General features: G+C 36.4%; 26 protein-coding genes, 4 pseudogenes and 1 other annotated feature. Of the genes and pseudogenes, 8 read left to right on the top strand and 22 right to left on the bottom strand.

What is annotated here, in order from left to right; all coding sequences use genetic code 11:
• Window positions 1-130: 130 nt before the first annotated feature.
• The 7 genes and pseudogenes from lepB to ACUW85_RS07920 all read right to left on the bottom strand — a co-directional run bounded on the left by lepB (window position 131) and on the right by ACUW85_RS07920 (window position 7,564).
• On the bottom strand, window positions 131-664 hold the full coding sequence (lepB, locus tag ACUW85_RS07950) for a signal peptidase I (RefSeq protein WP_259345344.1): 534 nt from the start codon (window positions 662-664) through the stop codon (window positions 131-133).
• A gap of 4 nt (window positions 665-668) precedes the next feature.
• Window positions 669-1,412: a DUF6448 family protein gene (locus tag ACUW85_RS07945; RefSeq protein WP_259345342.1), complete on the bottom strand. Its 744-nt coding sequence runs from the start codon at window positions 1,410-1,412 to the stop codon at window positions 669-671.
• Between the two features lie 109 nt (window positions 1,413-1,521).
• Window positions 1,522-2,139 (bottom strand): CPBP family intramembrane glutamic endopeptidase, encoded by a 618-nt coding sequence (locus ACUW85_RS07940; protein ID WP_182023095.1) that lies wholly within the window; start codon window positions 2,137-2,139, stop codon window positions 1,522-1,524.
• Window positions 2,140-3,407: 1,268 nt separating this feature from the next.
• Window positions 3,408-3,800, bottom strand: coding sequence for a hypothetical protein (locus ACUW85_RS07935; RefSeq protein ID WP_048729024.1), 393 nt, complete (start codon window positions 3,798-3,800; stop codon window positions 3,408-3,410).
• Window positions 3,801-3,820: 20 nt separating this feature from the next.
• A complete protein-coding gene (locus tag ACUW85_RS07930) occupies window positions 3,821-4,684 on the bottom strand; it encodes a hypothetical protein (protein WP_149256370.1) in 864 nt (287 codons plus the stop codon).
• Window positions 4,685-6,653: 1,969 nt separating this feature from the next.
• Window positions 6,654-7,043, bottom strand: a pseudogene (locus tag ACUW85_RS07925) (HAD-IC family P-type ATPase); the annotation flags it as partial.
• An 83-nt stretch (window positions 7,044-7,126) separates the two neighbouring features.
• On the bottom strand, window positions 7,127-7,564 hold the full coding sequence (locus ACUW85_RS07920) for a GNAT family N-acetyltransferase (RefSeq protein ID WP_048728320.1): 438 nt from the start codon (window positions 7,562-7,564) through the stop codon (window positions 7,127-7,129).
• A gap of 479 nt (window positions 7,565-8,043) precedes the next feature.
• Between ACUW85_RS07920 and ACUW85_RS07915 the strand changes: the two genes are divergently transcribed.
• Together ACUW85_RS07915 and ACUW85_RS07910 are read left to right on the top strand one after the other, a co-directional pair.
• Window positions 8,044-8,664: a CadD family cadmium resistance transporter gene (locus tag ACUW85_RS07915; protein ID WP_048725925.1), complete on the top strand. Its 621-nt coding sequence runs from the start codon at window positions 8,044-8,046 to the stop codon at window positions 8,662-8,664.
• 60 nt (window positions 8,665-8,724) lie between these two features.
• Window positions 8,725-9,006: pseudogene (locus ACUW85_RS07910) on the top strand (DDE-type integrase/transposase/recombinase); the annotation flags it as partial.
• A gap of 65 nt (window positions 9,007-9,071) precedes the next feature.
• Here the strand turns inward: ACUW85_RS07910 and ACUW85_RS07905 are convergent.
• Both ACUW85_RS07905 and ACUW85_RS07900 read right to left on the bottom strand, forming a co-directional pair.
• The gene (locus tag ACUW85_RS07905; RefSeq protein WP_048727031.1) at window positions 9,072-10,034 is read right to left on the bottom strand and encodes an NADP-dependent oxidoreductase; all 963 of its coding nucleotides are present in this window, start codon (window positions 10,032-10,034) and stop codon (window positions 9,072-9,074) included.
• 24 nt (window positions 10,035-10,058) lie between these two features.
• Window positions 10,059-10,472, bottom strand: a complete 414-nt coding sequence (locus ACUW85_RS07900; RefSeq protein WP_048727033.1) for an Ohr family peroxiredoxin — start codon at window positions 10,470-10,472, stop codon at window positions 10,059-10,061.
• A gap of 120 nt (window positions 10,473-10,592) precedes the next feature.
• On the opposite strand from ACUW85_RS07900, the gene ACUW85_RS07895 reads away from it, so the two are divergent.
• The gene (locus ACUW85_RS07895; protein ID WP_048727036.1) at window positions 10,593-11,027 is read left to right on the top strand and encodes a MarR family winged helix-turn-helix transcriptional regulator; all 435 of its coding nucleotides are present in this window, start codon (window positions 10,593-10,595) and stop codon (window positions 11,025-11,027) included.
• Between the two features lie 690 nt (window positions 11,028-11,717).
• Here ACUW85_RS07895 and ACUW85_RS07890 read toward each other — a convergent pair.
• The gene (locus tag ACUW85_RS07890) at window positions 11,718-11,897 is read right to left on the bottom strand and encodes a hypothetical protein (RefSeq protein WP_048727043.1); all 180 of its coding nucleotides are present in this window, start codon (window positions 11,895-11,897) and stop codon (window positions 11,718-11,720) included.
• A gap of 429 nt (window positions 11,898-12,326) precedes the next feature.
• Between ACUW85_RS07890 and ACUW85_RS07885 the strand changes: the two are divergent.
• Window positions 12,327-13,010, top strand: a pseudogene (locus ACUW85_RS07885) (IS6-like element IS1216 family transposase).
• A 211-nt stretch (window positions 13,011-13,221) separates the two neighbouring features.
• Here the strand turns inward: ACUW85_RS07885 and ACUW85_RS07880 are convergent.
• From ACUW85_RS07880 to ACUW85_RS07860, 5 genes and pseudogenes are all read right to left on the bottom strand, one after another.
• The gene (locus tag ACUW85_RS07880) at window positions 13,222-15,387 is read right to left on the bottom strand and encodes a heavy metal translocating P-type ATPase (RefSeq protein WP_396027399.1); all 2,166 of its coding nucleotides are present in this window, start codon (window positions 15,385-15,387) and stop codon (window positions 13,222-13,224) included.
• Window positions 15,380-15,745: an ArsR/SmtB family transcription factor gene (locus ACUW85_RS07875; protein WP_048726876.1), complete on the bottom strand. Its 366-nt coding sequence runs from the start codon at window positions 15,743-15,745 to the stop codon at window positions 15,380-15,382. Before ACUW85_RS07875 ends, ACUW85_RS07880 begins: the two co-directional genes overlap by 8 nt.
• A gap of 190 nt (window positions 15,746-15,935) precedes the next feature.
• Window positions 15,936-16,172 (bottom strand): annotated as a pseudogene (locus ACUW85_RS07870) (DDE-type integrase/transposase/recombinase); the annotation flags it as partial.
• 180 nt (window positions 16,173-16,352) lie between these two features.
• Complete coding sequence (gene lspA / locus ACUW85_RS07865; protein WP_149256661.1) at window positions 16,353-16,799, bottom strand: signal peptidase II; 447 nt, start codon at window positions 16,797-16,799, stop codon at window positions 16,353-16,355.
• A gap of 98 nt (window positions 16,800-16,897) precedes the next feature.
• Window positions 16,898-17,560, bottom strand: a complete 663-nt coding sequence (locus tag ACUW85_RS07860; protein ID WP_149256660.1) for a CadD family cadmium resistance transporter — start codon at window positions 17,558-17,560, stop codon at window positions 16,898-16,900.
• Between the two features lie 433 nt (window positions 17,561-17,993).
• On the opposite strand from ACUW85_RS07860, the gene ACUW85_RS07855 reads away from it, so the two are divergent.
• Window positions 17,994-18,674: an IS6-like element IS1216 family transposase gene (locus ACUW85_RS07855; protein WP_165703027.1), complete on the top strand. Its 681-nt coding sequence runs from the start codon at window positions 17,994-17,996 to the stop codon at window positions 18,672-18,674.
• A 428-nt stretch (window positions 18,675-19,102) separates the two neighbouring features.
• Here ACUW85_RS07855 and ACUW85_RS07850 read toward each other — a convergent pair whose 3' ends face one another.
• The 4 genes from ACUW85_RS07850 to ACUW85_RS07835 form a co-directional block, all read right to left on the bottom strand.
• Window positions 19,103-19,531 (bottom strand): hypothetical protein, encoded by a 429-nt coding sequence (locus ACUW85_RS07850; protein WP_149256558.1) that lies wholly within the window; start codon window positions 19,529-19,531, stop codon window positions 19,103-19,105.
• A 131-nt stretch (window positions 19,532-19,662) separates the two neighbouring features.
• Window positions 19,663-20,052 (bottom strand): type II toxin-antitoxin system death-on-curing family toxin, encoded by a 390-nt coding sequence (locus ACUW85_RS07845; protein WP_149256559.1) that lies wholly within the window; start codon window positions 20,050-20,052, stop codon window positions 19,663-19,665.
• A complete protein-coding gene (locus ACUW85_RS07840; RefSeq protein WP_111857746.1) occupies window positions 20,049-20,282 on the bottom strand; it encodes an AbrB/MazE/SpoVT family DNA-binding domain-containing protein in 234 nt (77 codons plus the stop codon). The genes ACUW85_RS07845 and ACUW85_RS07840 overlap by 4 nt, the downstream gene beginning before the upstream one ends.
• Before the next feature lie 66 nt (window positions 20,283-20,348).
• Complete coding sequence (locus ACUW85_RS07835) at window positions 20,349-21,512, bottom strand: ArdC-like ssDNA-binding domain-containing protein (RefSeq protein WP_182023093.1); 1,164 nt, start codon at window positions 21,510-21,512, stop codon at window positions 20,349-20,351.
• Between the two features lie 652 nt (window positions 21,513-22,164).
• Between ACUW85_RS07835 and ACUW85_RS07830 the strand changes: the two genes are divergently transcribed.
• The 3 genes from ACUW85_RS07830 (at window position 22,165) to hxlB (ending at window position 23,794) form a co-directional block, all read left to right on the top strand.
• Window positions 22,165-22,434: a hypothetical protein gene (locus tag ACUW85_RS07830; RefSeq protein WP_149256561.1), complete on the top strand. Its 270-nt coding sequence runs from the start codon at window positions 22,165-22,167 to the stop codon at window positions 22,432-22,434.
• A 158-nt stretch (window positions 22,435-22,592) separates the two neighbouring features.
• Entirely contained in the window at window positions 22,593-23,228 is a 636-nt protein-coding gene (gene hxlA, locus ACUW85_RS07825; protein ID WP_149256562.1) for a 3-hexulose-6-phosphate synthase, read from the top strand.
• 8 nt (window positions 23,229-23,236) lie between these two features.
• Window positions 23,237-23,794 (top strand): 6-phospho-3-hexuloisomerase, encoded by a 558-nt coding sequence (gene hxlB / locus ACUW85_RS07820; protein WP_149256563.1) that lies wholly within the window; start codon window positions 23,237-23,239, stop codon window positions 23,792-23,794.
• A 127-nt stretch (window positions 23,795-23,921) separates the two neighbouring features.
• On the opposite strand, the gene ACUW85_RS07815 is transcribed toward hxlB, so the two are convergent.
• The 3 genes from ACUW85_RS07815 to ACUW85_RS07805 all read right to left on the bottom strand — a co-directional run bounded on the left by ACUW85_RS07815 (window position 23,922) and on the right by ACUW85_RS07805 (window position 26,428).
• On the bottom strand, window positions 23,922-24,068 hold the full coding sequence (locus tag ACUW85_RS07815; RefSeq protein WP_157850755.1) for a hypothetical protein: 147 nt from the start codon (window positions 24,066-24,068) through the stop codon (window positions 23,922-23,924).
• A gap of 459 nt (window positions 24,069-24,527) precedes the next feature.
• Window positions 24,528-24,722, bottom strand: a complete 195-nt coding sequence (locus ACUW85_RS07810) for a YwbE family protein (protein WP_026465311.1) — start codon at window positions 24,720-24,722, stop codon at window positions 24,528-24,530.
• A gap of 428 nt (window positions 24,723-25,150) precedes the next feature.
• Complete coding sequence (locus ACUW85_RS07805) at window positions 25,151-26,428, bottom strand: O-acetylhomoserine aminocarboxypropyltransferase/cysteine synthase family protein (RefSeq protein ID WP_182023092.1); 1,278 nt, start codon at window positions 26,426-26,428, stop codon at window positions 25,151-25,153.
• A gap of 58 nt (window positions 26,429-26,486) precedes the next feature.
• Window positions 26,487-26,737 (bottom strand) — a binding site (T-box leader).
• Window positions 26,738-26,999: the final 262 nt, after the last annotated feature.

Here is a 26,999-nt window from a genome sequence, read left to right as displayed (position 1 = left end):
AACGAAAAACTGGCACAATGGAGTAGCCTTTCCACCAGTTTCCTCTCCTACGCTGGACAACAGAAAAAGGACTATCCCCAAGTACGATTTTCACCGACGCTTGAAAAAGTCCTTTCTTTTTTTACTAGCTTTAAATACCCTCGTCTACCTGTCCGAAACGGGAGAGTGGAGTCACCACCCATTGGGCCTCCCCTAAGATAGCCTCTTCTGGAATATAGGGTTGATTCCATTTCCTGCTGTCAAAGGAATGAACACGGAAGTCTCCAAGAAAATAGTAACTGTCTTCGGGTACTAGATATTGCCCTGCTAAGGAGTCCGGGTACTCCACATATTCCTCTGCCAACCTTTCCCCGTTGACAAAGACTTCCCCTGTTTCCTTGATGACAATCCCATCTCCAGGCAGACCGATGACCCTTTTCACGAGCACCTCATCTAGTTCTTCAGATTGAAAAACCAAGATATCACCCCGGGTAATTTCCCCCGTATCATAGAGGCGGGTGGTGAGAATACGGTCTCCCGGCTGAATGGCAGGATACATGGAAGGTGTGGGAACGGAGATAAAGAAAAACAGGAAGCGGGTAATCAGGAAGTAAAGTAGGCCGGACAAAAGCAGGAAAAATCCTGCCTGCTGGCTTCCTCTTCTAATAGATGGCCTATCTTTCAAATTCTTACACTCTTCTCTTGAGGAACCCAGCAATGGTAGTGACGAAGAAGGTTCCGGCTAATCCCCAAGGCAGCCAACTTGCTTTGGGTTCCTCTGTTTCTGGCTCAATATGTTCCCCTGCGGCTTTCGCATTTTCCACTTCATGCAAATCGTCCGTTTGGGCAGTAGGGTGCAGGTCCGCTTCCTCATGCTCCTCCCCTTCCGCCAGATGGGTGAACGTCACATAATTCATGACATACTCTCGGCCTGCGTCGACATTGCTTGTATCAAAATCCTTAGTAGCGAGAACGTCCTCAAAGGCTTCCTCCAATTGCGGCATCATTTCGGGTTCGACAAGCCCTTCAAGAGGAGAGAGGGTGCCCGTGGCGATGCTCCTATCAGCGGCAACAATTGCCTCCTCCATGGGGGTTCCTTCCGGTTTCACGCCTGTGTAGGGGGCCCCTTCCCCTTCCCGATGGATACGGACCAGATTCTCGAAGAGATACTGATCGGCTAATTTCTGAGCCTCAGGGCTATCATCTCTCACTTCCATCACCTGAGCAAAGATACCCTCAATGTCTTCTTCCCGTTCAGGCAATACCCATTTCGCGATGTAGCTAAAGTTTTCCTCCGCGAGCGCTTTTTGCGCATCGCCAATCACTGGTCCGTCCATCGTATCGCAGTGGGCGCTGGCCGTCAGGGGATTTAGGAACAGTGCCCCTGTGGCTGCCAAGACGGCTCCTGTTGTCATCATTATGTTCTTTCTCATATTCAATTCCTCCTTCTTTTTTCAATCATCGATTGATGGTTCTATCATAAGAAAAAAAGGAGGAAAAAAAATTGAGGAATATCAAGTTATTGCTTTTATAGTAGTTTTTCTAATCCGAAAGGCTATACTTTCGGCCATTCGCCGAGATGGTGGCCGGTTTGTAGATAAGGAGCAGGAGGGCGGCGATTACGATGCTCGCAGTAGCAGTGGACCAGCCCGCGAAACCTCCCAAAGTATTAGACAAGGCATGGTAAAGAACCAAGAGAAAGACGCTCCCCTTTGTGGAATTGTAGAGCCAAACATAAATGACTGAGTCCATCATCACGTCGACAAACCAAGGCAGCAGCGGATACGTGGACATGACATTGTCCAAATTAAACAGGAGCGGAGCATGCCAGACTGACCAGAGGACACCGATGATCATGCTCGCGGCAAAGGCGCTATAGCGCTTCTGCAGGTGCGGGAGCGCGAACCCCCGCCAGGCCACTTCCACCGGGATAGCCGCAACGATGTAGGTGGCAAAGGAAAGCATTGAGCTCCCTATTGGTCGAGAGCTCAATGCTTGGGCTAGGCCCCCGTCTTGACGGATAGAGGGAAATGCCAGCAAAAGCACAAGAAAGAGACTGGCAACATACCACTTGAGTGGAAGCTGCCACTTCAAGAGCGGCTGGAAGAGCTGACTATAGGCCTCGTCTGTTCCATGCAATGTCAGCAAAAAAACATTCACTCGCTACCCCCTAACCCTTCCCCTTGTTTTACTTTCTATCTCCCCTTACTCAAGACCAACCTATTCAAAAATTATCCAGCAACCTACTACCCTTTTTAAAATCTAACCCATTCAAAGTCTTAATGGCTGGCTACCTAACCTTCCTTTTTCTGCTCAATCTCTTGCCTCCCTTTTCGATTTGTCCCTTTAATTTCCGCCCATGACCTTTGAAGGATCCCCTATATCAAGATGCCTTTTTACCCGTTTGACCTTGCTAGGCTTTACTAGGTAAGCTAGGCATACTTTGTGAATGGTGAAAAGTGGTGGAAGAGCATAAGGGAAAATGGTGCATTTTTATCATTTTCTTGTTACAAGTTGTATCAAGCTTGTAACAACAGTTAAAACGGAAGTGTGTAAAACCCTTATTTTCACTTGCTTTTTGGGACTTATAAACTTGTAACAAGCTTGTTACAAGTTGTTACACCAATGAACCACTTTTTGCAAGTTCTTGTTACAGGTTAAACCTTGATTTCATAGGCTTTTGGAGCGACTTGTAACAACAAAAAGTTTGTGAAAAAGTGCCTTTTTCCTTTAGGGCTTATACTTTGGTTAGGTAGATTTTTGAAAAAGCCTAGCCATGCCTTTGAAAATTTTTTGAAGAAATTTGGTTAAAGGCTAGCCTACCCTTTGGATTGAATAGAAGAATCCTCTACCACCTTTTTTCGATTGAGAACAAATAAAAATGACGAAGCCTTGATCGACTTTTCGGATTGAGAACAAGAAACCTTGCCCCCTTCTTTTGGATTGAGAACAAAAATAATGGTGAAGGCTTGCTGACCTTTTTTGGATTAATCAAAAGTTTTTTGATGAAGCCTTAGCTACCTTTTTGGAGTGAATGCAAGATTTTTTTTCAAAACCTTGGCTAAGCTTTTGGTATGAATACAAAATTTTTTTTACAAATCTTTGGCTAAGCTTCTGATATAAAAAGAAAATTTTTCGACGAAACCTAGCCTAACCCTTTTAAGATTGAGGACGAAAAAAATGATGAAGCTTAGCCTATCATTTTAAAATCCAGAAGGCATTTTTTTGACGAGTCGCTAGAAATAATTTTGGCGTAACCGAAGGTAATGAACTAGATGAGGTACAAGAAAAATTGGCATGGTGTCACGATAACATCCGCTTGAACTTGCTATCATCCCACCCTGCCCTTCACGATAACAAACAAAAAAATACCAGACAGTCATCGACCATCTGGTATCAAAAACATTATATGAATTTCTCTTTACTGATTAAATTGCCTGACGTTGTTCTGAATTATTTGCGACTGGTTCTTCGTTCTCCACTTCAACTTCTGAAGAAAGATCTAACGTTTTCACTAGACCTTTTTCTAAAGCCATTGCTAAAACTAACTCACGTACTTCGCTATCTGACATCGCAGAATCAATCGCATCGTTACGTTTAGAATTAACGTAGTGGTCAAACTCTTTATCAAGTTGATTAGCAATCTCTCGCATCTCTTTTGCCATCTCTTTAATTGACGTTGCTAACTCGTTTAATGGTTCTTGTTCTGAAGCAGTTAGCTGAAAATCGATCTTACCGAAATCTAAATCGTTCTTACTATCCTTTAAAGTAGTTGCTAAACTTGCCCAACGTTTTTGTAATGGTTCTATTTTTCTTGCCATGATTATACGCTCCTTTTAAATTAAATATCGAATGGACTTAACAAATTATATCTAACAGCTTCACGGCCAATGCTATCTTGTTTGATTAAAACTTCGTCAATATAATCTAACTCTACATCATACAATGCAATTTGATAATTCAAGTCGATGATTGATGCACGTAAACTTTCTAAAGCAACGACTGTTGAAGTATCTTGCGTAATACCTAGTGACTCTTCGTTGACTTCAGCAAGCAATGCGGCTTCACGTTCTTCAGCAGTCATCTCTTCAATTGGTTTTGTTTCTTCAACTGTACCACTTGAGTCTGAATTGGAAATGCTTGTTTCACTTAATAGCTTTTCAATTTGCTTATTTGTTTCACCGTCACCGATTGAGTTTAAAGCGATGTTGTCTGCTTCAATAATTTTCTTCGCATCGTCATCACTTATGTTAGGGTCATCATTCAATCGTTCATGATATTCTTCCATAGATTCTTTAGCAGCTTCCAACTGTGCTACCGCATTCTCTTTGTTCGTCATGATTGCTGAACGGTCAATCGCACCAAACGTTACATCATAAATTTTAGCTAAGGTTGAACCGATTGTTACATCACGATACGTTGCCGTTACATTATCCGCTGAAGGATTTAATCTAGTCACTAGCATATCTAAGCTAATGGGTACTTCAACCCAATTAACTACAATTGAACCAGTAGGTGCTAGGTTGGTTCCTGTCGAAGGTTCTCCGTTAGTATCTTCGTTTGCGGTGTTTGAGTATGCATCTTCTGCACGCTCACTTACTTGTTCGCCGCTTAATTTTAACGTACCATTCTCTGCTTGTGCTGCGATAATCTCTTCACTTGTTACTTCAATTGTTTCACCTGAAGCTAACTTCAATGAGTTCATAGAAGTCACATAGAAGTTCAACGGTTCTCCGTTATACTCCGTCTTAAGATCATCACTTTAATTGTTGATTTCTATAATTCATTAAGACATACAGACATAATTTAAATAAGTTGTCTATATAAATTAATATTATATAGATTTAAAGGTTAAGTAATTTGCGTAAAAATTGAGGTTAGTATATCAATGTCAAAGGGGTTTTAGGAACACCTAAAATGGCAGCTAGCAACGACAAAAGTTGGCACTTATAACGACTGATTGTGGGTGTTGTCGTTATAAGGGGCGGAGGTTTGATATTTTAGCATAGTTATAACGACAAAAGTTGGTACTTATAACGATATAATGATTGGAAATTTTTAAAGCAACTATTTTAAAAAAACATGTTTTAAATTGCAATTTTATTTGTTTTAAATAAAGTTTAAAGCAAATAATTTAAAAATACTTGTTTCAAATTGCTATTTTATTTGTTTTAAATAAAGTTTAAAGCAAATAATTTAAAATTACTGGTTTCAAATCCTGTTTGAAACCAAAATCTAAAATTTACTGGTTTCAAATTGCCATTTTACTGGTTTCAAACTGCCATTCTATTGGTCATGCAAATGGCAACCCCCCTGTTATATCAAGCTTTATTTTTACGCAAAGTACTTAAATCTTTAAATTAAACGTTATTTAACGAATAGAAAGAAGGTTAAGTTACTAATTCACCGTTAAACAAATCGAACGTAAATTGGGAATTCAAACCTTTAATAGTTTATTGATCACCTTTATTTAAAGTCGCCCTAGAACTTGATTCATCCATGTAATGAATTACACGGTTTTCTCAAGGGGCGACTTTAAATAAACCACAATAGGTAAAAAAAGTGGTTATAAATAAATAATTTCAAAACAGCTATAACAAAAGTGGTAAAATGTGGTTTTTACTACGTAAAATGTTGTAATAAACACAAAAACCACTTATTTAAGTTATTGTGGTGATTGATTACGTAAAATGTTGTCAATTACTGCGTAAAATGTGATTTTTTAATGTGCAAAACCCTTGATACATAAGGCTTTTGAATTGCGCAAAGTCTTTAAATATAAATAATAAAGTGTATAAAGTATACTTGTATTACAAACGTAGTAAAACTACATAAATGATAATCTCCTAGTTCATAGCGACAAACTAATTGAACTGGATTAAATAATTACTCTGGTCTGCCAACCGGAGTTTTTTTATTGCTTTTTTTAGTTTAATCCACTTTATTGCATCAATGTAGTACTGGGATACTATGATAATGTAATAGTAAGATACTATATAATGTAATACTGTAATAGTATGATAGTCTATTACTAAGGTAGTGGAATAGTATTATAGTGTAATAGTATATAGTGTAATAATATAATACTGTAATAGTATGGTAGTCTATTACTAAGGTAGTGTAATAGTAAGATAGTGTAATTAATAGCAATAAAAAGAGGCTGGGACAAAACTACTTTTGCGAAAAAAGTAGTCCCACTTTCGTTTATTTTTATAAAGATATAGAAAAATACACTCCCACTACTGAACAAAAAAGTTCATAGTTTTTGGGAGTGTTTTTTTTTGAGAGACCTTTTGTCCCAGCCTCAATGGCGCCAGTTCTTGTCGTCAATGATGCCCACTTTTTTTCGTTAAGGAAGATACTTTTTCTATTGAGAAATCACGAGAAATTTATGTATCGTATATTAAATTTTTTTAGTAAATTATGAAGACTTTTATATATCGTAAATGCTTTATCTTTTAAATCTATTTGGAGAAAATATAACCAGTGATACTAAGGGATACAGCGATTAAAAGACGAGAAAATACTGTGTATTTATGCGGGTAAGACGAGAAAATACTGTGTATTAAACGAACTGCATTAATTTTTTTCGTCCTTTGGTGTATACCAAAAAATAGAGAAATCTCCCCCCCCCCGTCCGAATACCCATTTTATAAAGAGCATACTCTATACGCTTATTTTTTTTTCAAGAACTCAAAAAAGCGGAAAATCCCAGATTTAAAAATCTGAGTTTCCGCTATAGACATATTCATCCATTCGCTGAAGAAGACGCTGGTCAACAAGACCAACACTACGCCAACTGCAATCACGATATTTTGTTTCATATTATTTGCGGTGGCTTTTACTAATCCTAATGCGTGAGGCAAGTTGCTGAAGTTCGAGTTCATTAAAACGACATCAGATGTTTCAATTGCTACGTCCGTTCCGCTTCCCATTGCGATGCCAATGTCTGCTAAAGCTAAGGACGGACTATCGTTAACGCCATCTCCAACAAAGGCTACAATTTGACCACGTTGTTGAAGTTTTCCGATATAAGCCGATTTGTCTTCCGGCAACATGTGGCCACTTTAACTGGGGTGACAAGAGGCGACTGGGTGGTTTGGAGGGTGGCAAGCCCTCCGAGGTCTTTTTTCTATTATTTTCTTAATTATAATTCGAGCTCCATCATAAATCCGTCATTTGATTCTATAAATCCATTTTTTTTATAGAATTTTACTGCTGATTTTCCACCGGTAATTAGAAAAATTCTATGTATTTCATTATTTTTCATTAAATTAGAAACGGAATTTATTAATTGTTTTCCAATACCAGAACCTTGGTGGCTAGGAATGACGTTAAATTCGTCAATACAGAATTGATCCATATTACTAAAATAATAGTCAATTCTGCCTATACACATTGCCAATATTTTATCGTTATTTTCGATAACGTATCCTCTAGAATTGAATCCACTCATTGTTGCTTTAATTCTAAGTAGAGCTTCTTCTTTAGTCCATTTATTATGCCATGGTGCTCCTGCATAAGCTGCGACTAAATTTTCAGCGCAATTATTATAATCTTCACTTGTAATTTCTCTAAATTTCATAGATAAAGGCTCCAATCTTTTTAGCATATTATACACAAGTTTTGGTTTTGAGATTCTTTTAGGGTCTTTTTTATAAAATGTGGAGGAGTGAAAAAAATGGTGTCCACTATAAGTCGAAGGGGGTTTTTATTTTAGTTTGAGGTTTACACGCCTACTATTTTGGTAGGGCAGCAAATCGTCAAACAGGTATCAGCTAATTGACCCGATGGGGTCACTGACACTCGGCTTGAAAAAGCCGAATTGAGCCGTCTGCAAGACCCCTCGGCGAGCCCACCTTTACGAAGTAAAGTATAGTGGGTTATACTTTACATGGAAGTGGTCACCGAATTCCAGTTAGAAATTACTTTGTAACTATGTTTTGAGGAGGAGTAAAATGCTTTCCTACGTTCGACATTACCCATTAGGGATAGCTAAATTAATGTGTCTGTGTTCTCTTAAAATTTGCTGATTTATTACTGACTAATACAGGAGGTTTTTTTATGGGACAGACAATCATATCTGCTATTGGTGTTTATATTTCCACCAGTATCGATTATTTAATTATTTTAATTATTTTATTTGCACAGCTATCACAGAATAAACAGAAATGGCATATTTATGCGGGGCAGTATCTAGGCACTGGCTTACTTGTAGGGGCGAGTTTAGTTGCTGCTTATGTCGTCAATTTCGTGCCTGAACCATGGATGGTTGGATTGCTTGGTTTAATCCCTATCTATTTAGGGATTCGCTTTGCAATTGTTGGAGAAGGTGAGGAAGAAGAAGAGGAAGAAATTATTGAAAGATTAGAACAAAGCAAGGCAAATCAACTGTTTTGGACAGTTACATTGCTGACAATTGCGTCTGGCGGAGATAATTTAGGTATCTATATACCTTATTTTGCTTCGTTAGATTGGTCACAGACCCTCGTGGCGTTGCTTGTGTTTGCAATCGGCATAATTATCTTTTGCGAGCTTAGTCGGGTGCTATCTTCTATTCCGTTAATATCCGAGACAATTGAAAAATACCAGCGAATCATTGTGCCCTTAGTATTCATTCCACTTGGACTATACATCATGTATGAAAGTGGCACGATTGAGACTTTTCTGAACTTTATTTTATAGATAAAAAAGCCCCTTAAATGGGGCTTTTCTTATATTTTTTGAATCCTAACCTCAAACTGTAGAGGCCCCTCTATTACAAGTGCCTTTAATAAACTAAAAGAATACGGCTTTTATCAAGGGACAGAACATCGTACCATTAAATACCTGAATAATTTGATTGAACAAGACCATCGTCCAGTAAAGAGACGCAATAAATTCTATCGAAGTTTACGCACTGCCTCTACTACGATTAAAGGCATGGAAGCCATTCGAGGATTATATAAGAAAACCCGAAAAGAAGGCACTCTCTTCGGGTTTTCGGTCTGTACTAAAATCAAGGTATTATTGGGAATTCCAGCTTAAATCATAGATACCGTAAGGGATTTTATTCTTTATTTAAAACTTTGCAACAGAACCTCATTTTTGACCTAATATGCATTTGATTCAGTTTCAGCAACTAGCACGATTTTTCCTACTGCATGGTGCGTTTCACTGAGTTCATGTGCAGCATAAATCCCCGCTTGGTTCAGCGGAAATTCAGCGCCAATCACGCTTTTTAGTTTCTTTTCAGCCATCAGCTTAACTAAGGATGCTAATTCTTCGCCATTTGGTTTCAGCCAGATAGCCTCAGCATGAATCCCTTTTTTTTGAATCCGTGGATCTTCGTCTATCGAAAGAATACTGATTAAACGTCCTTCAGGCTTCAGTACAGTGATGCTTTTTCGTTGTACCTCTCCTGCCATTGTGTCAAGAACCAAATCAATCTCACTTAAAGTAGTCTCAAAATCAGTCGTATGATAATCAATCACTTCATCAGCACCTAATTCTTTTAATAGCTGATGATTTTTCGGACTAGCCGTAGTAATTACATACGCGCCAGCTTCTTTCGCTAATTGAATCGCATATGTTCCCACGCCACCAGCTCCAGCATGAATGAGCACCTTTTGTCCTGCTTGAAGTTTCCCATGGGTAAATAGTGCTTGATAAGCGGTCAAACCAGCTAAAGGTAGTGCACCTGCATCTTTAAATGATACTTCTTCCGGTAATTTTGCTAGAAGATGATCATCAACAATTGTGTGCTCTGCATACGTACCAAACCGAGTCGTATCTGGTCTAGCGGCAACCCAATCACCAACTTTCCAGTCAGAAACCTGTGAACCTACCTCTTCAATGATACCTGCAACATCCCAGCCTAAAATAATCGGGAATTCCCATGGCATCATTTGTTGCAAATATCCTTCACGTAACTTCCAATCAAGTGGATTTACCGAAGTTGCTTTTACTTTAACCAACACTTGATGAGCGGATAACTCAGGTAACGTCACAGTTGCATCTGTCAGTTGTTCTTTCCCGCCGTATTGATTAATTACGACTGCTTTTGTCGTTGTCATCTTGCTTCATCCTTTCAAATAAAATTAGATTGCTTTTACTGATACTTCAATATTTCCACGAGTTGCACGAGAATAAGGGCATGTTTGGTGTGCGATTTCTAATAATTCTTGGCTTTTTTCTAAAGTAATTCCTTCAATGTGGCCTTCGATTTCAACACCTAATTGAACATCAGGTAATGCAGTTTGGCTCAAATTGTATAGTGAAACAGTTACTTCAATAGTTGATTCACCATCTACTTGTGCTTGTTTTTTCACATAATCCAAAGCACTGTTAAAACAAGCACTATATCCAGCTGCAAATAATTGTTCTGGGTTTGTCGCACCTGCTACTTTGTGTCCTGGAGCAACGATTGTCATTTCAAAAGAATTATCAGGAGAATGAACCTCACCGTTACGTCCGCCTGTATTAATCATTTTTGTTGAAAAAACTTTTTTCATATCTATTCCTACTTTCTGACATTTGTTTGGTTTTACCTTACTGAATACATTGTACACAATTTAATTGTATTTGAGGAATAATTTGTTTCTGTTAAAATAAAAAGAAAGGAGTTGCTTCAAATGAACGCAAATGACAATCCATTACAAAATGAATTATGTTTTCAACTTTATGTTGCTTCAAAAGAAAGCATTCGCATGTACAAACCTTTCTTAGATGAAGTCGACTTGACCTACACAGGCTTTATTACCTTAATGGCTATCGAGGACAACTTATCTGTAAAACAACTCGGTGAGCGGCTATTTCTAGACTCGGGCACGCTAAGCCCTTTATTAAAAAAGATGGAAAAACAAGGACTATTGCATCGCATACGAGCTAGCACCGACGAACGGCAATTGGTTATTCAGCTGACCGAGAAAGGAAAATCACTGCAAGAAAAACTTCCGTGCATTTCACGTGATGTCTACCAATCAATAACCAAATCAAGTGAATCTGGTGTATATGGCAATCTGATTTCACAATTAATTCAGCTAAACCAAAGCTTCCGTGAGGTTTAATCTACAAAAATGAAACTGAATTTGCTAGAATAAAAAATCCATAAACTCCATTAGTTTGCGAAACACCTAATGGAGTTTATAGACTTTTTGTTTTTAGCTGAACAATTCTTTCTCAGGCTCTTTGAGTTAATCAATACTTCTAATAACTGGAATGGCAACCCTTTTTTGACAAAAATTATAAAGTGTAAAAAACAGGTACTTGTTATCTAATCCGATTGTCCTTGACAACGAGCCACCATGGACGTGGAATAACCGTGGCGAAGCAACGATTAAATGTATCGTCCACTACGCAACGCTACCAATTTTTTAAAATGATGTATAAGTGCGCCCTTTTTCTAAATCGGCTTTCGTTTTGTTCAAAGGGATTGGGGCTTGCCCCAAAGTTAAAATAAAATAAGCGAAAAAATTATCCTAATTTTTTCGCTTATTTTATTTTTTGTACGTACAAGTACTGTGCTTGCTGTTACTTTTAATTCCTTTTTGAGTTATTTAAAATTTTATTTTTGATATAATTTTTGGAAAAAGAAAAGGGAGATTTGATATGGATAAAGTAAGGGAATATTTTTTTTGGTTTAGTATTTTTGGATTAATATCTTCTATTTTTTTTGATAGTAGAGAAGTAGAGATATTTTTCTCTATATTGTTAATAATAAGTCTTTTAGAAAGTGTAATTAGGAATAAAAAAAGGAATTAGTATTTTGCTATCTTTCTAAGAATTAACCGAATTAAGAAAAATAAAAATACTAAAACTAATCCAAAAATTTCTAAAGTTCTATTACCTGGGAAAAAAATAACTAAACTAATATATATAATTATAGCTATCCAAAAATAAATATTTAAGTATTTATTTTGTTTTTGTTTATGTTTCATCTTAACACCTCTTTATAAAACTATAACAAAATCCGGAAAACGTAAATTAAGAGGTATTCATGGATTTTTAGATATATTTTCATACAAATACCCTTGAACATTTTTAAAACGCTTCTATCCCCCTCTAATTTGCCTCTGAGCGTATTTTAGGGGTTTGTTAAGGGTGTTAACCCTTGACCATGCGTTAGCATGCTTGTAAATGCAGCAATTTACGCAAAATTACTTAGATTTTCAAACAATCTCATACAATAATTACCCCTTTTTCTTGAAAATAAGGGGTTTAAGGGGCTTTGCCCCTTTTTTTAATGGCTTGCATCAGCAAGGCTTCCCTTTTGTTTTTTTATTCTCTTTTTTTGGTTCTGTTGCAAAGTCTTAAATCTACTATCAAATAAGGTAGAATAATAGAAAAAGATAGCAGGAGGAATGACGATAAATCATTTTAAAGGAAAGCAATTTCAGCAGGATGTGATTATTGTAGCCGTGGGCTACTATCTTCGTTATAACCTTAGCTATCGTGAAGTTCAAGAAATCTTATATGATCGTGGCATTAACGTTTCTCATACGACGATTTATCGTTGGGTGCAAGAATATGGCAAACTACTCTATCAAATTTGGAAAAAGAAAAATAAAAAATCCTTTTATTCATGGAAAATGGATGAAACGTACATCAAAATTAAAGGAAAATGGCATTATTTGTATCGAGCCATCGATGCAGATGGTTTAACATTGGATATTTGGTTACGTAAAAAACGGGACACACAAGCAGCCTATGCTTTTCTTAAGCGGTTAGTGAAGCAGTTTGATGAACCGAAGGTTGTAGTCACAGATAAAGCCCCCTCTGTTACAAGTGCCTTTAAGAAACTAAAAGAATACGGCGGCTTTTATTAAGGGACAGAACATCGTACCATTAAATACCTGAATAATTTGATTGAACAAGACCATCGTCCAGTAAAGAGACGCAATAAATTCTATCGAAGTTTACGCACTGCCTCTACCACGATTAAAGGCATGGAAGCCATTCGAGGATTATATAAGAAAACCCGAAAAGAAGGCACTCTCTTCGGGTTTTCGGTCTGTACTGAAATCAAGGTATTATTGGGAATCCTAGCTTAAATCATAGATACCGTAAGGGATTTTATTCTTTATCTAAAACTTTGCAACAGAACCAATTAAATTGTTTTTGTTCAAATATAGAGATTTATATGTAATTACAATCTGATGTTTTACTTATACCCAATCTTTTCATTTTTAATTAGACTGGATAACTATAATGTGATTACTTTAGAAAAGGGCTTTCCAATCTGTCTGGAGAGCCCTTTTCCCTTTATTCTTTCACTTTCATAAGTCGCAAACTATTTAATGCTACAAGAAGGGTTGCGCCCATATCTGAAAGGATGGCAATCCAGAGCGTTAACCAACCTGGGATAACCAATAATAAGGCAATAAATTTAATAACAATTGCAAAAGTAATGTTTGCTTTGATTATATTTAGAGCTTTTCGGCTTAATTTTACAGTGAATGGAAGTTTTCTTAAATCGTCTCCCATTAAAGCGACGTCTGCCGTTTCCAGGGCTGTATCTGTACCAGCTCCACCCATTGCGATTCCAACTGTAGAAGCTGCTAACGCAGGAGCATCATTGACACCATCTCCAACCATGGCTACGTTTCCATACTCGGACCTTAATTGTTTAATATAGTCTAATTTGTCCTGAGGCATCAGTTCAGCTTGAATATCTGATACTCCGACATGCTGACCGATTGCATTCGCTGTACCTTTGTTATCACCTGTAAGCATAATTGTTTTTTTGATTCCAAGTTGATGTAACTTTTGAATAATTTCCTTACTTGATTCACGAACCTCATCAGCAACTGCAATAACTCCAAGTATTTCTTTTTCGGTTCCAATAATCATGGCTGTTTTACCTTGATTTTGAAGAGTATTAACATTTTGCTCTAAGTCTTTATCGAAGCCAGTAGTCAATAATTCCTTAAAGAGTTTCGGGCTACCGATATAATAATTCATCCCGTTTACAATACCTTTGATACCCTTACCTGTAATAGAAGAGAAATCCTCTACCAGTACATCAGAATATGAAATGTTTTCTTCTTCTGCTTTTTTCATGATAGCTGAAGCAAGAGGATGCTGAGAACGATACTCTAATGCAGTAATGATCGCCAATAATTCTTTTTCATTCATTTGATTATTCAACACTTTAAAATCAGTTACAACTGGAACACCTTTTGTTAAGGTACCCGTTTTATCAAATGCTATGGCCTTTAAGGCACCCATTTCTTCTAAATACACTCCGCCTTTTACAAGAACCCCTTTTTTCGCAGCATTCCCAATTGCCGAAACAATAGAAATCGGAGTCGATATGACCAACGCACATGGACAACCAACAACAAGAACAGCTAATCCTTGATAAACCCATGCTTCCCAACTGCCATCAAAGAATAAAGGAGGGACTATAGCCACTAATACTGCAATGATCATAATGATCGGTGTGTAATATTTTGCGAATTTATCGACAAATGCCTGCGAAGGAGCGCGTTCTCCTTGTGCTTCCTCAACAAGATGAATAATTTTAGAAATGGTTGTATCTTCAACAAGTTTTGTTATTTTTACTTCAAGTAATCCTTCTTCATTTAAGGTACCTGCAAATACTTCATCATCAACCGTTTTCTCAACAGGGACTGATTCGCCTGTAATAGCTGCTTGATTGACGGCAGAGTAGCCACTTACGACTACACCATCCATCGCAATATTTTGACCAGGTTTTACAATCATGATATCGCCAACAGCAATATCATCGACATGAATCATGATTTCTTGTCCATTCCGTCTAACAAGTGCCTCTTTGGGCGCGATATCCATTAATGAACGAATCGATTGTCTTGCTCTATCCATAGAGAATCGCTCAAGTGCTTCACTAATTGCAAAAAGAATAACAACAATGGCAACTTCTGCCCATTCTCCAATAATGGCCCCACCTATAACAGCTATTGTCATAAGGGTTTTCATGTCAAATTCAAAGCGTAATAAGTTTTGTAATCCAACTTTAAAGAGTGATAACCCTCCGATTAACATGGATGCTAAAAATAATAAGGTAGTAACAATGTTCTCTTCTCCATTCACAAACGAAGAAAGTAAACCGAAGGCAATAAATAAGGAAGCATAAAGTAGAGTACTATGCTTTTTATAAAATGGCACTTTATCTTCTTTCGTATCTTCTTTTACCTCTTGTGAAACTTGGCGAGCAGATTTTTCAGGAGCTACTTTAAGATTCTCGAATGCACCTGCTTTTTCAAGTTCTTCAATCGTTGCATCCCCGTAAACGGATATCTTAGATGCACCAAAATTTACTTTTGCATCCTCAACTCCTGGAAGTCTTTTAACATTTTTTTCAAACTTTCCCGCACAGTTTGCGCATGTAAACCCCTGAACACGGTACATATTTTTTTCAGTCTCTAATGCTTTTGCTTCAGACAATTTTAACAACCTCCTTGTGGTGTGCAAATGCAACCTGTATTAGTTTCATTACATGATCATCATCTAATGAATAGTAGACTAACTTACCTTCTTTTCGATATTTAGCTAATCCAAGATTTTTAAGTAACCTCAAATGATGAGATGTTGTGGCAGTTGTAGCACCAACAATATTCGCTACATCACATACACACAATTCATCTTCTAAAGAGAGAGTATACGCAATCTTAATCCTAGTATCATCCGATAAAGCTTTAAAAACTTTGGCTACTTCCAAAGGATTTTGTTTGAGTAGTTCTTTTTTACCTCTTTTGACTTTTTCCTCATCTATACACGTAACTTCACATGCATTATTTTGCAAATTTTTCACCTCTTATCAATCAAATGTATGTTTGATTATCATTATAAATTAACAAAAACCAAATAGTCAAGTATATGTTTGAATGTAATTTACATAAAAAGCAATTTTTCTTTAGTTTGCAGTAAATAATTATTCTGGTTCTGTTGCAAAGTTTTAAATAAAGAATAAAATCCCTTACGGTATCTATGATTTAAGCTGGGATTCCCGATAATACCTTGATTTCAGTACAGACCGAAAACCCGAAGAGAGTGCCTTCTTTTCGGGTTTTCTTATATAATCCTCGAATGGCTTCCATGCCTTTAATCGTGGTAGAGGCAGTGCGTAAACTTCGATAGAATTTATTGCGTCTCTTTACTGGACGATGGTCTTGTTCAATCAAATTATTCAGGTATTTAATGGTATGATGTTCTGTCCCTTGATAAAAGCCGTATTCTTTAAACGGTCAAAGGTTATCCTGATATTTAGGATAACCTTTTATTTATGTGCCCGGCATGGGTGTAATTCATATTAACCATGCTATTTCTTTTTTGTTGTTATTTCCTATCAACAATCGTCATACATAGCTGGTTATTCGTGGGATTGAAATTTGCAAAAAACAAAAAAATCTTTAAGTTTGATTATCCTCTAATTTTGACTCTTTATAAGTACTAATAAGAAATAAGATAGCTCCACTAACTAAAAATACATCCGCAGTATTAAAAATTGGATAATTAATAAATGTAACTTCGAACATATCTGTTACTTCCCCAAAAATTAAACGGTCTATAACATTTCCCATTGCACCTCCTATAAAAAAGCCAAAGGCTATACGCGTTAGCTTATCAGTTACTTTACGAGAATAAATAAGACCAACGACTATAACAATAATGGCAATGCTAATTAAGAATATTTTTTGTCCTGAAAAAATTCCCCAAGCAGCACCTGTATTTCGATGAGATGTTAATTGGAAAAAACCATTGATAATGGGAATGGATTGCCCGTAGTCCATAAAATTTCTAACTAAATATTTAACAAACTGATCAATACTTAGTGTGAGAATAATGATCCAATACAAAGTCGTCACCTCAAAGTTTATTTTCTATAAAGATTTATACTCATTACTTTAAAAGGAAAGGGGATATAACAATAAAATTTTTGAACTATTACGGTTAATTAGGAATTTAAATTTACGAAGTCAGACCACAGGTTAGAAAATATATTATTTTCTGCCATGATATAAAATCCTAATCCTATAAACACAATTGGAATAAGCCATCGGCCGTATTTCTCAAGTGTTTCAGAAACATATCTAAATCTTGCTAGACGATAGCCGATTAAACACCAAACCGCAACCATTATAAAGAAAGTAACAACTGTAATGACCAGTTGGTTGTTATTTAAAGTAGAAAAGAATGGAATATAAATTCCAATATTGTCTCCACCATTGGCAAATGTGATAAATGCTACACTTAAATAGAACTTATTAAATTTATTTAAACTAGAAAGAATAGCACCTTCATCTTCATCTTCACCCTTTATAAACAGTTTAACTCCTAAATAGATCGGGATTAGTCCTAATAAACCCACCCATTGATCAGGAATGAGTGTTACTCCAAATGTAGCTAAAAGACTGATTAAAACTAAAAGTGCAAAACCAAGATATTGACCAATGACTATATCTTTAGGATAAATACGATTTCCCTTCACCGTTCGTCCATTACTTGCTTTAGCTTGTGAACTTGCCTGAGAGAACAGCAACATCAAGACAAAAATGTCATCGATATTGGTTACTATAAAAGACCCTAAAGCAGAGAGAATGGTTAAAATTAAATTCATAAAAAAACTCCTTTTTAAATTGCTCCATAAACGGAATAATAGATATTTAGTTATGTTAGTTTGTTACACATTCTATTATTTCTCCTTCATGTAATGACTTGGAATTTCGCTTAGCACGATCCTAAAATTAATAGATAGTATTTTATGTAAAAATATTGAAGTTATTATTCAAATATTCGTTTGAATATATTGTGCTTTTAGAATAAAATTATTAACGTAAAATGTCAACATTAAAATGTTGGTTTGAGTGAAAATAAAAAGTGAGAGTAAATTGAAAAGCAAAAGAAACAAATCTATTGTACGTATTAGTCTTATTATTTCATAAACGACCGTTTTTGGTTATGAAGAGTGGACTTCTCGGTTCTGTTGCAAAGTTTTAAATCTACTATCAAATAAGGTAGAATAATAGAAAAAGATAGCAGGAGGAATGACGATGAATCATTTTAAAGGAAAGCAATTTCAGCAGGATGTGATTATTGTAGCCGTGGGCTACTATCTTCGTTATAACCTTAGCTATCGTGAAGTTCAAGAAATCTTATATGATCGTGGCATTAACGTTTCTCATACGACGATTTATCGTTGGGTGCAAGAATATGGCAAACTACTCTATCAAATTTGGAAAAAGAAAAATAAAAAATCCTTTTATTCATGGAAAATGGATGAAACGTACATCAAAATTAAAGTAAAATGGCATTATTTGTATCGAGCCATCGATGCAGATGGTTTAACCTTGGATATTTGGTTACGTAAAAAACGGGACACACAAGCAGCCTATGCTTTTCTTAAGCGGTTAGTGAAGCAGTTTGATGAACCGAAGGTTGTAGTCACAGATAAAGCCCCCTCTATTACAAGTGCCTTTAAGAAACTAAAAGAATACGGCTTTTATCAAGGGACAGAACATCGTACCATTAAATACCTGAATAATTTGATTGAACAAGACCATCGTTCAGTAAAGAGACGCAATAAATTCTATCGAAGTTTACGCACTGCCTCTACCACGATTAAAGGGATGGAAGCCATTCGAGGATTATATAAGAAAACCCGAAAAGAAGGCACTCTCTTCGGGTTTTCGGTCTGTACTGAAATCAAGGTATTATTGGGAATCCCAGCTTAAATCATAGATACCGTAAGGGATTTTATTCTTTATTTAAAACTTTGCAACAGAACCTAACAAACTAATAATTAGTAAAACTAATTTTCTTTTTTTCAATGTTTTTCCTCCTATTTATAAAATAAATATTAGTCCAAAAACAGCCAAATTACTTAGCTAATTCTATTATTTTATAAATACATGAATCAATAAAATTCAAGTATTTCGTTAATTATATTCGATTACCTTTTAGATAGGTCTGTTGCGACTAAAGTGAACTAATATGGCGAAGAAAAGGAGATTATACAGATAAACTTCATGGTTTAAGAAATAAATGGATGTAAAGAGACGATAAGAGACCTCCTAGTCTATGAAGTTAGGGGGTCTCTTATCAAATTTGTTGTTGTTGAATACTTACATATATAAGAACTATCTGGGTTATCATATATGTATTAACTAGCTGATTCCAAATCCTCTTTTTCAGTTTCTAAAAGATAAGAATCTGTGGTGTATGTGACATTATTTCTCTCATCTTCATACAATCGATCGCCTTTTATTTTCAACACATATTGTAATTCATTATTGTTATCAGCTTCTATGATAATATTGCCTTCCTCTTGGATTACCGTATACGTAGAATATAACTTTCCTTTCTCAAATGGGAAAATACGAGGATCTTCTTCAGAAATTTGAGTGTAATCTGCGCTCATCCCTTTTTCGGAAAATGAGATAGACTGGCCACTATTTGATCTAAGTATTACACTCTCTTCGTCAGCTTTAGTATGCCATTTTTCATTTAAAGACTCTTTATTACTACATGCAGACAAGAATAACCCTGCTACTATAGAAAGAAAGAATATATAAGTTACTTTTTTTATCATATTAAATATAAATCCTTTCTATACTATATTTATTCCTGTACTGGCAGCACTTTTGAAGGAAAAGGTACCTAATGGAGCTTCATTAGCCAGAACATAACAGTTCGCTCCTTTTTAATCGCTGTAATATTAATCTATTTTGAATGCACTTCGAGCCATGAAGAAATAGATTCCCATGTAAGGTCTTTATCTGTAGCAATCGCTACCGTATAGTCTTCTATTTCTTTATTGCTAACGTTTAACGTCACACCGTTTAAACGTAAAAATGTATGAACCGCAACCAATGCGGTCCGCTTATTGGCATTGTGAAAACAGTGTTTCTGAACTAGTTTTTGGTACAATATGGCTGCTTTATCAAACAGAGTCGGATAAAGTTCTTTATCAAATACATCCTGTTTCGGTAAAGCGACACACATATTCAAAGCGGTTGGCTCCTTTACGCCGATCTGCTCCTCAGGGCTGTAGCGTTGAATCTGCAGCGTATTAATCATAACTAATTCCCGTTCAGTTAAATAACGGATCATCGGCTAACGAGTCCTTCAAGTGCAACATTGTAGTCATCCATCACTGCGTTAACCGTTGCTAAAAAATCGTCTTCTTTTTCGGCAGCTTTACGGATTTCAACGTGACCACCTTTGATAACATATTCAATGGAATCACCCACGTTTAAGTTGAGTTGCTGTAAGACATCGGGTGGGAGTGTCGTAATCACGCTGTGTCCCGATTTACGTGTACTTCTTTGAATCATTTTCATATTTATCACCTCATACATATAGTATATACGTATGTATTAAATGATTCAAGTATATACGTATGTATTTTAATACCTTAATTCTTTTTGACTGGTTCTCTCACGCGTCTCTTTCATAAAATGATTAAATGGCTGTGCTTCTCCCGCTATCGTTTTTTCAAGTGTCGCTATTTTTTCTTGCGGCGAGGTGATTTCAGGATGTTTCTCAACAAATGCGGTAAGGGCATGCTCCTTTAACCAGTCGGTGCCACTTTTTTCTCCCACCCATGTGTGTGCAATTTCATTAGGTTTTTTTGTCGTGAGAATCCGATACTTCTGTGGTCCCGTTGTTTTTGAATGCAGCTTTAAATCATAAACACGATGTCTCCCAATCTGCGTAATGGGTTCAATCGTATGAATAGAAAAGAAAGCCTGTGCTAGCGCGCTATTTTTTAATTTTGACGCGTCTTTTAAGTTTACCTGCACATTTAGTTGTTCATGCTCTAAAAGTGTCTCTAAACGTGAAATAAGGGTATGAGAAACATGCTTTACTTCTTCCAAAGCCGTTTCGAGTTCCGTCACGTGTTCTAAATTCTGCGTCCATTGTGCCGTGTAGTGCAAGGAATTGGTTTTCGTATCTAAGCCAAACGCATGCGCCAGCTCATGTATAAGCGTATGAATGGATTCGCTTTTATTATTACGATTACTTAATACAATCGTATGCGTATCAGGCCGGTAGTATCTTTTAGCAGGACTGTTACTGATTTTCGCTGTTTGAACCCCTATCTGTTCTTCATTGGCATAACGCAATAACGTTTTCTTCAAAATCACCATCTGTTTCCTCGTATACTGAAAGTCTTTTTTTCGATTTGGAAACAAATCGGGATAATCTTCTGGCTGCGCATTTGTTTGCGTCACATCAAAGACCGTCCCCAACTTAAAGCTGACCCGTTTTCGTGTCTCAACTGTTGTTTTATGGGCTGCGAGATTCTCTTTTTCCCCTTTTAAGACAGATAATCCCCAATCTTTAAACGTCTTAAAAGACGCAACGCCAAACGCACCTTTAAATTGAGAATGAATCAATAACTGATTCTTCAACGAATAATCATAAAACTGACTCATAAAAACAAGAAAAGCTTCTAACTCTTTCGGATCTGTCGCATAGTTGCGTAAGTTGACATGCATCTCATCGGTTAGGCTATCAATTTCTAATTTCCGTTCTTCTGCTGTTTTCTTTTTATAGTTGTAGGCCATGACGTTTCCCCTTTCGGATTACTCAGACAACCTGCTTCAATACCGTATCAAGCATGACAAAATAGCTTTCTTCTTCTCCAAGAGCTGCTTCAAATTCCGCTATTAAATCATCTGTTACCGTCACCTGTATGTCTTTTTTTCTTCCAAGAGATAAAACGTCACTGTATTTTCTTCTTCAATATTTACAAGCATCGCTAAGGCCTTCGGCATCCCGATACCCCCCTCTCACATGTTTATTCCTGTGTTATTTTCTTGATTATTATATCTATATTTAACTTAGAATAACGGTATAAAGCAAGAAAAGCTATTGACTTAAGGTCTCACTTAACCTAGCAGAGGAGAGGGAAAGGAGTAAGTGGGCATAGTTGTACCCTAGCCATGCAAAATTAAAAAAATAATTCTGCAAACTAGGGTACAACATGTGTGCTATTTATTTGAATTTCTAGCGTCGGATCGGTCAGTCGCTGCTTCACATCTGTATGCGTCGGTGTTGTTCGTGCAACACACCTAAAACCCTCTTAAAATCCTCCCTAAGAGCGTTGTTTTAGGTTACCGGGCTTTCGGCCCAGGATTACCACCCCCACCGTTCAATCGGCCGTACACCCACTCGTGCAATAGAGGACACAAAAAAGGGGAGTTAAAACCACATATAGTGGAAGAAACGAAAAAAGAAGCCAACAAAACAGAGGTTCCTGATTCTTTCTTCCGAGCAACAAAGACAGCAAAGATTTCTTCAGATGTATTGTTACGATTAAATACTTTAAGGCCGTTTATTGAAGAATTAGAAAATGAAGAAAAATCGACCATTAATGATATGGTTCGGATGTTAGTTGAAAATTATACCAATACACGCCTAACAAATCGTCAACGGGAAGGATATAATCAAATGTTTGAACACCTTTTTGACCTTGCGAAAAAATAAGCTGAATAATTATGTCTATTCGCCGGTATTTATGCAAAGGCCTCTCTAGAGAACTACACGCCAACCCGGAAAGCTTGATTTATAAAAATGTACGCTTTACACTAATATATGTAAATAATTACAGAAAAAATATCATTTTCCAGAAAGGATGTATTGAATTGAAATTACAGCTAGCTATTGACCTTGTTAAAGATATACCAGAAGCCATTGAATTAGTGGAAGAGGTTAAAGAGTATATCGATGTAGTGGAACTTGGTACCCCTGTCATCAACAGAGAAGGACTTCAAGCAGTTAAAGAAGTCAAAGAAGCCTTCCCTGATTTACAAGTGTTGGCGGATGAAAAATTAATTGACGCTACTGATTTTGAAGTTGGCCAAGCAGTTGATTATAAAGCAGACATTATTACAGTTCTGGGTGTTTCGGAAGACGCTTCGATTAAAGGGGCTGTCGAGGAAGCGAAAAAATACGGAAAAGAAATTCTTGTGGATATGATCGCAGTACGAGATGTTGAAACACGTGCAAAAGAACTGGATGAAATGGGAGCAGATTATATTTGTGTACACACAGGGTATGATTTACAGGCGCAAGGGAAGAGCCCATTTGAAGACTTGAAGAAAGTCAAAAAGGTAGTCAAAAAATCAAAAACGGCTATTGCAGGCGGCATTAAATTAGAGACGCTAAAAGATGCTGTAGAACAAAAACCAGACTTGATCATCGTTGGTGGCGGAATTGCAAGCGCGGATAATCCTAAAGAAGCTGCACGCAAGATATCTGAAATTATCAAACAAGGTTAGGTAGTAGTATGAATACAACGGATCATCTAGCAACAATCATTGAAGAGTTAAAGAAAACACCATCTAGAATTTCAGATGAGGAAGCTGAAAAGCTGGTCGATGAAATCATGGATGCTGGAAAAATATTTGTGGCTGGTGCTGGACGTTCCGGTTTGATAGGAAAAAGTTTCGTCATGCGCTTAATGCATATGGGGATTGAAGCCTATGTTGTAGGGGAAACCGTCACCGGTACGTTTGAAGAAAATGATTTGCTGATTATTGGAACAGGATCAGGGGAAACGAAGACATTGATTCCAGTCGCTCAAAAAGCAAAGGACATTGGTGGAAAAATAGCTGCTGTTACCATTTCACCCGCTTCGACTATCGGAGAATTGGCTGACATCATTGTCCAACTCCCTGGTGTGACAAAAGATAACAGTGAAGGAACCATTCAAACTGTTCAGCCGATGGGATCTTTATTCGAACAAACCATGTTGCTGTTTTATGATGCCATCATTTTAAGTTACATGGAGAAAAAAGAACTGGACAGCGATAAAATGTACGGAAAACATGCTAATTTAGAATAAACGGAACACGCAGCACATACTGCTCTCAAATAGAGTAAATAACTAGAATAAAAGCAATAGACAGAAACCTTGATGAAGGTTTCTGTCTATTACTTTTACTTGTACAGACGGACAGGATTTATCTAACTTAATTTGACAAACGAAAATTATCCAGCCATCCAAGACACTCTTTTAAGTATGTTTTCGAATTAATCGCTAATTGATAAAGTACTTCAGTCTCATCCTCATTAAACAATCGCAAAGCAACTTCTTCATCAACTTTATATGTGAGCATATTTTTCTCCCCCTCTCAGTAGTTGAACTTCCCAATAAGTATCTACAGTGATATACAAGAATATTTCTTCATTCTTTTATAAGAATTTCTACTCGATTGTAAAATCAGAAAATGTTCTATTTTTTCTTTTTACTGATGTATCAATAACGATCTATATTGAGCATCCCTTTTACTTTTTTTTCATTATTTAAACTTTTGACCATAACTTTTCTCCTTACTATAACTTCACAAGACTTTTCTCGCTTCATACACCAACAAAAACAATGGTCATAAATTTAGCCAAATAATACTACAGCGCGAATTTAGATTTCAACTATCACTTAACTTAAATATAATATATACCATTTCTTCCAAATCAAGCACCAAATTATAAATTAAATGAAGCAACAATAAAAAAGCTAGGTATCCACTAAGGTTGTAGATACCTAGCTTCCTAATTATTTGAAAGTTTTATCTCAATTATAATATTTCCTTTACTCGGCCAACGGTACCATCTTCTAGCATGACTTTAATACCATGTGGATGGTTTTGAGAGTTTGTCAGGATTTTACTCACAATACCCTCTGTTAATTTTCCAGATCGTTGGTCCTGTTTTTGAACAATTTTTACCTGGCTACCAATTTGAATATTACTTCTTTTATTACCTTCGTTCATGATGGGCTCCTTTTACAGGTCTCGATTTTTTATAGTCGCAACCATTTGTTTAACCCATTTTATCAGAAGTTCATCGAAAAAGGCTAATATTAAAAATAATGGAAAGCCAGTCGCTGTACCTTTACTAATATCACCAGTGATAATCCCAACTATCCCAACAACAAACCAACATAATATACCGTAGTATAATTATTCGCGTTCTATTTCCAAAATTAAACCTCTATAGCAGTCCTCTAGCATCCTAAACTTATCTAACTTTTTATAGTTCATTTTTCTCAAATTATTGAAAGTATGATTGTATGTTTTATATTGTAATATGCATAATTGCGAATACTATTTTTGGGGATAAAAAAGGCTATAATCTATTCAATTATAGCCTGCATAACATATAAAATTGTTCCTACATCAATCTATCTATTACTAAGTCGTTAAATCGCAGCTAATGCTTTATCTAAGTCAGCTATGATATCATCTACATTTTCAATTCCGATAGATAAACGGATTGTTTCAGGTTTAATGCCACCATCTGCTAATTCTTCTTCAGTTAATTGACTATGAGTCATTGAAGCCGGGTGAACCACTAATGATTTAGCATCTCCAACATTCGCTAATAGAGAGAATAATTCTAGATTTTCAATGAATTTGACCCCACCTTCATAGCCACCTTTAACACCAAAGGTAAAGATTGAACCTGCCCCTAGAGGTAAGTATTTTTCTTTTAAGCTATAATATGGGCTACTTTCTAATCCCGCATAATCAACCCATTCTACTTTGTCATGTTGTGCTAAGAATGTAGCCACTTTCTCTGCATTTTCAACATGACGATCCATACGTACATGTAATGATTCTAAGCCTTGAACTAATAACCAAGCATTAAAAGGTGAAATTGAAGCCCCAGTATCACGTAATAGCGTCGCACGAATTTTTGTAGTATATGCTGCTGGGCCAAAGGCATCTGCGAAAACAAGATCATTATAAGTTGGATCTGCTTGACTTAAGCCTGGGAACTTATCATTTTGTTTCCAGTCAAACTGTCCACTTTCTACAATTACCCCACCAATTGAAGTACCGTGACCACCAATAAATTTAGTCGCTGAATGGACAACGATATCTGCACCATGTTCAATAGGTCGCGCTAGATAAGGTGTTGCAAAAGTATTATCAACGATTAATGGAATACCATATTTATGCGCTACTTCAGCTAAGCCACTAATATCTTCAATATTACCAGCCGGATTGCCGATTGTTTCTACAAATACAGCCTTGGTATTGTCTTGAATAGCTTGGTCCACATTCGCTAAATCACTCGTATCTACTATCGTCACATCGATACCGAAGTCCTTGAAAGTATGTTCAAATAAGTTGTGGCTTCCGCCATATAGGTTAGCTGTCGCTACAATGTGGTCTCCTGCTTTAGCTAAAACTTGAATAGCATAAGAAATAGCGGCCATACCCGAAGCGACAGCCAAACCAGCTGAACCACCTTCTAAAGCAGCCACTCTACCTTCAAAGACGCCCTGAGTAGGATTTGTGATTCGCGTATAAATATTGCCACCTTCTGTTAAGGCAAAACGATTAGCTCCTTGCGTTACATCATCAAAAACATAAGCTGTTGTTTGGTGTAGAGGAACAGCACGTGACCCTGTTTCATCAATCGTTTGGGCAGCGTGAATGGCTTGTGTCTCAATTTTATAGGCTTTTGTCATAATAATTTCCCCCGATTTTATCATTTTTTCATCAAAAAAGCTTCCATCCCTTGCTTATGCAAAGGATGAAAGCTACTTCATGGTACCACCTTAATTTATTATATTATTGCTAATATAAACTCACAGAGTACGCTAAAAAATCATTGTACTCTTTCCCTGTAACGGGGGCTCCCGAATAATCCTCACCTATATTAGGCTTAAACTATTATACTCCAAGACCATTTTCTTCTAATCTCCTTGACCTACTTCCACCACACATAGGCTCTCTCAGCAAGGGTCATAAAATACTTATCCCATCATCGCGTATTGCATATATCAATTTAGATATATGATAATGTCATTTTGATGATAAGTCAACCTTTTATATTTAATTGTTTTTTCATTTTAAATTTTTTGTTAAGCGTAATTCACTATATTAATAAGATGTAGCGCATAACTTTTTAAAAATTAATTTTATACCTTCATTAACTTAATTCTTGCTTACAGGTAATCTCTCCGCAACTTTTACTTACTCATTAAATTACTGCTGATACTTTTTCTAAACCTGTGATGATTATATTAACACCTTCGA

The sequence above is a fragment of the Aerococcus sp. 150760013-2 genome, assembly GCF_053627715.1.
Note: the sequence above shows the minus strand (reverse complement) of the source record. Positions and strands in the feature narration are given on the sequence as shown.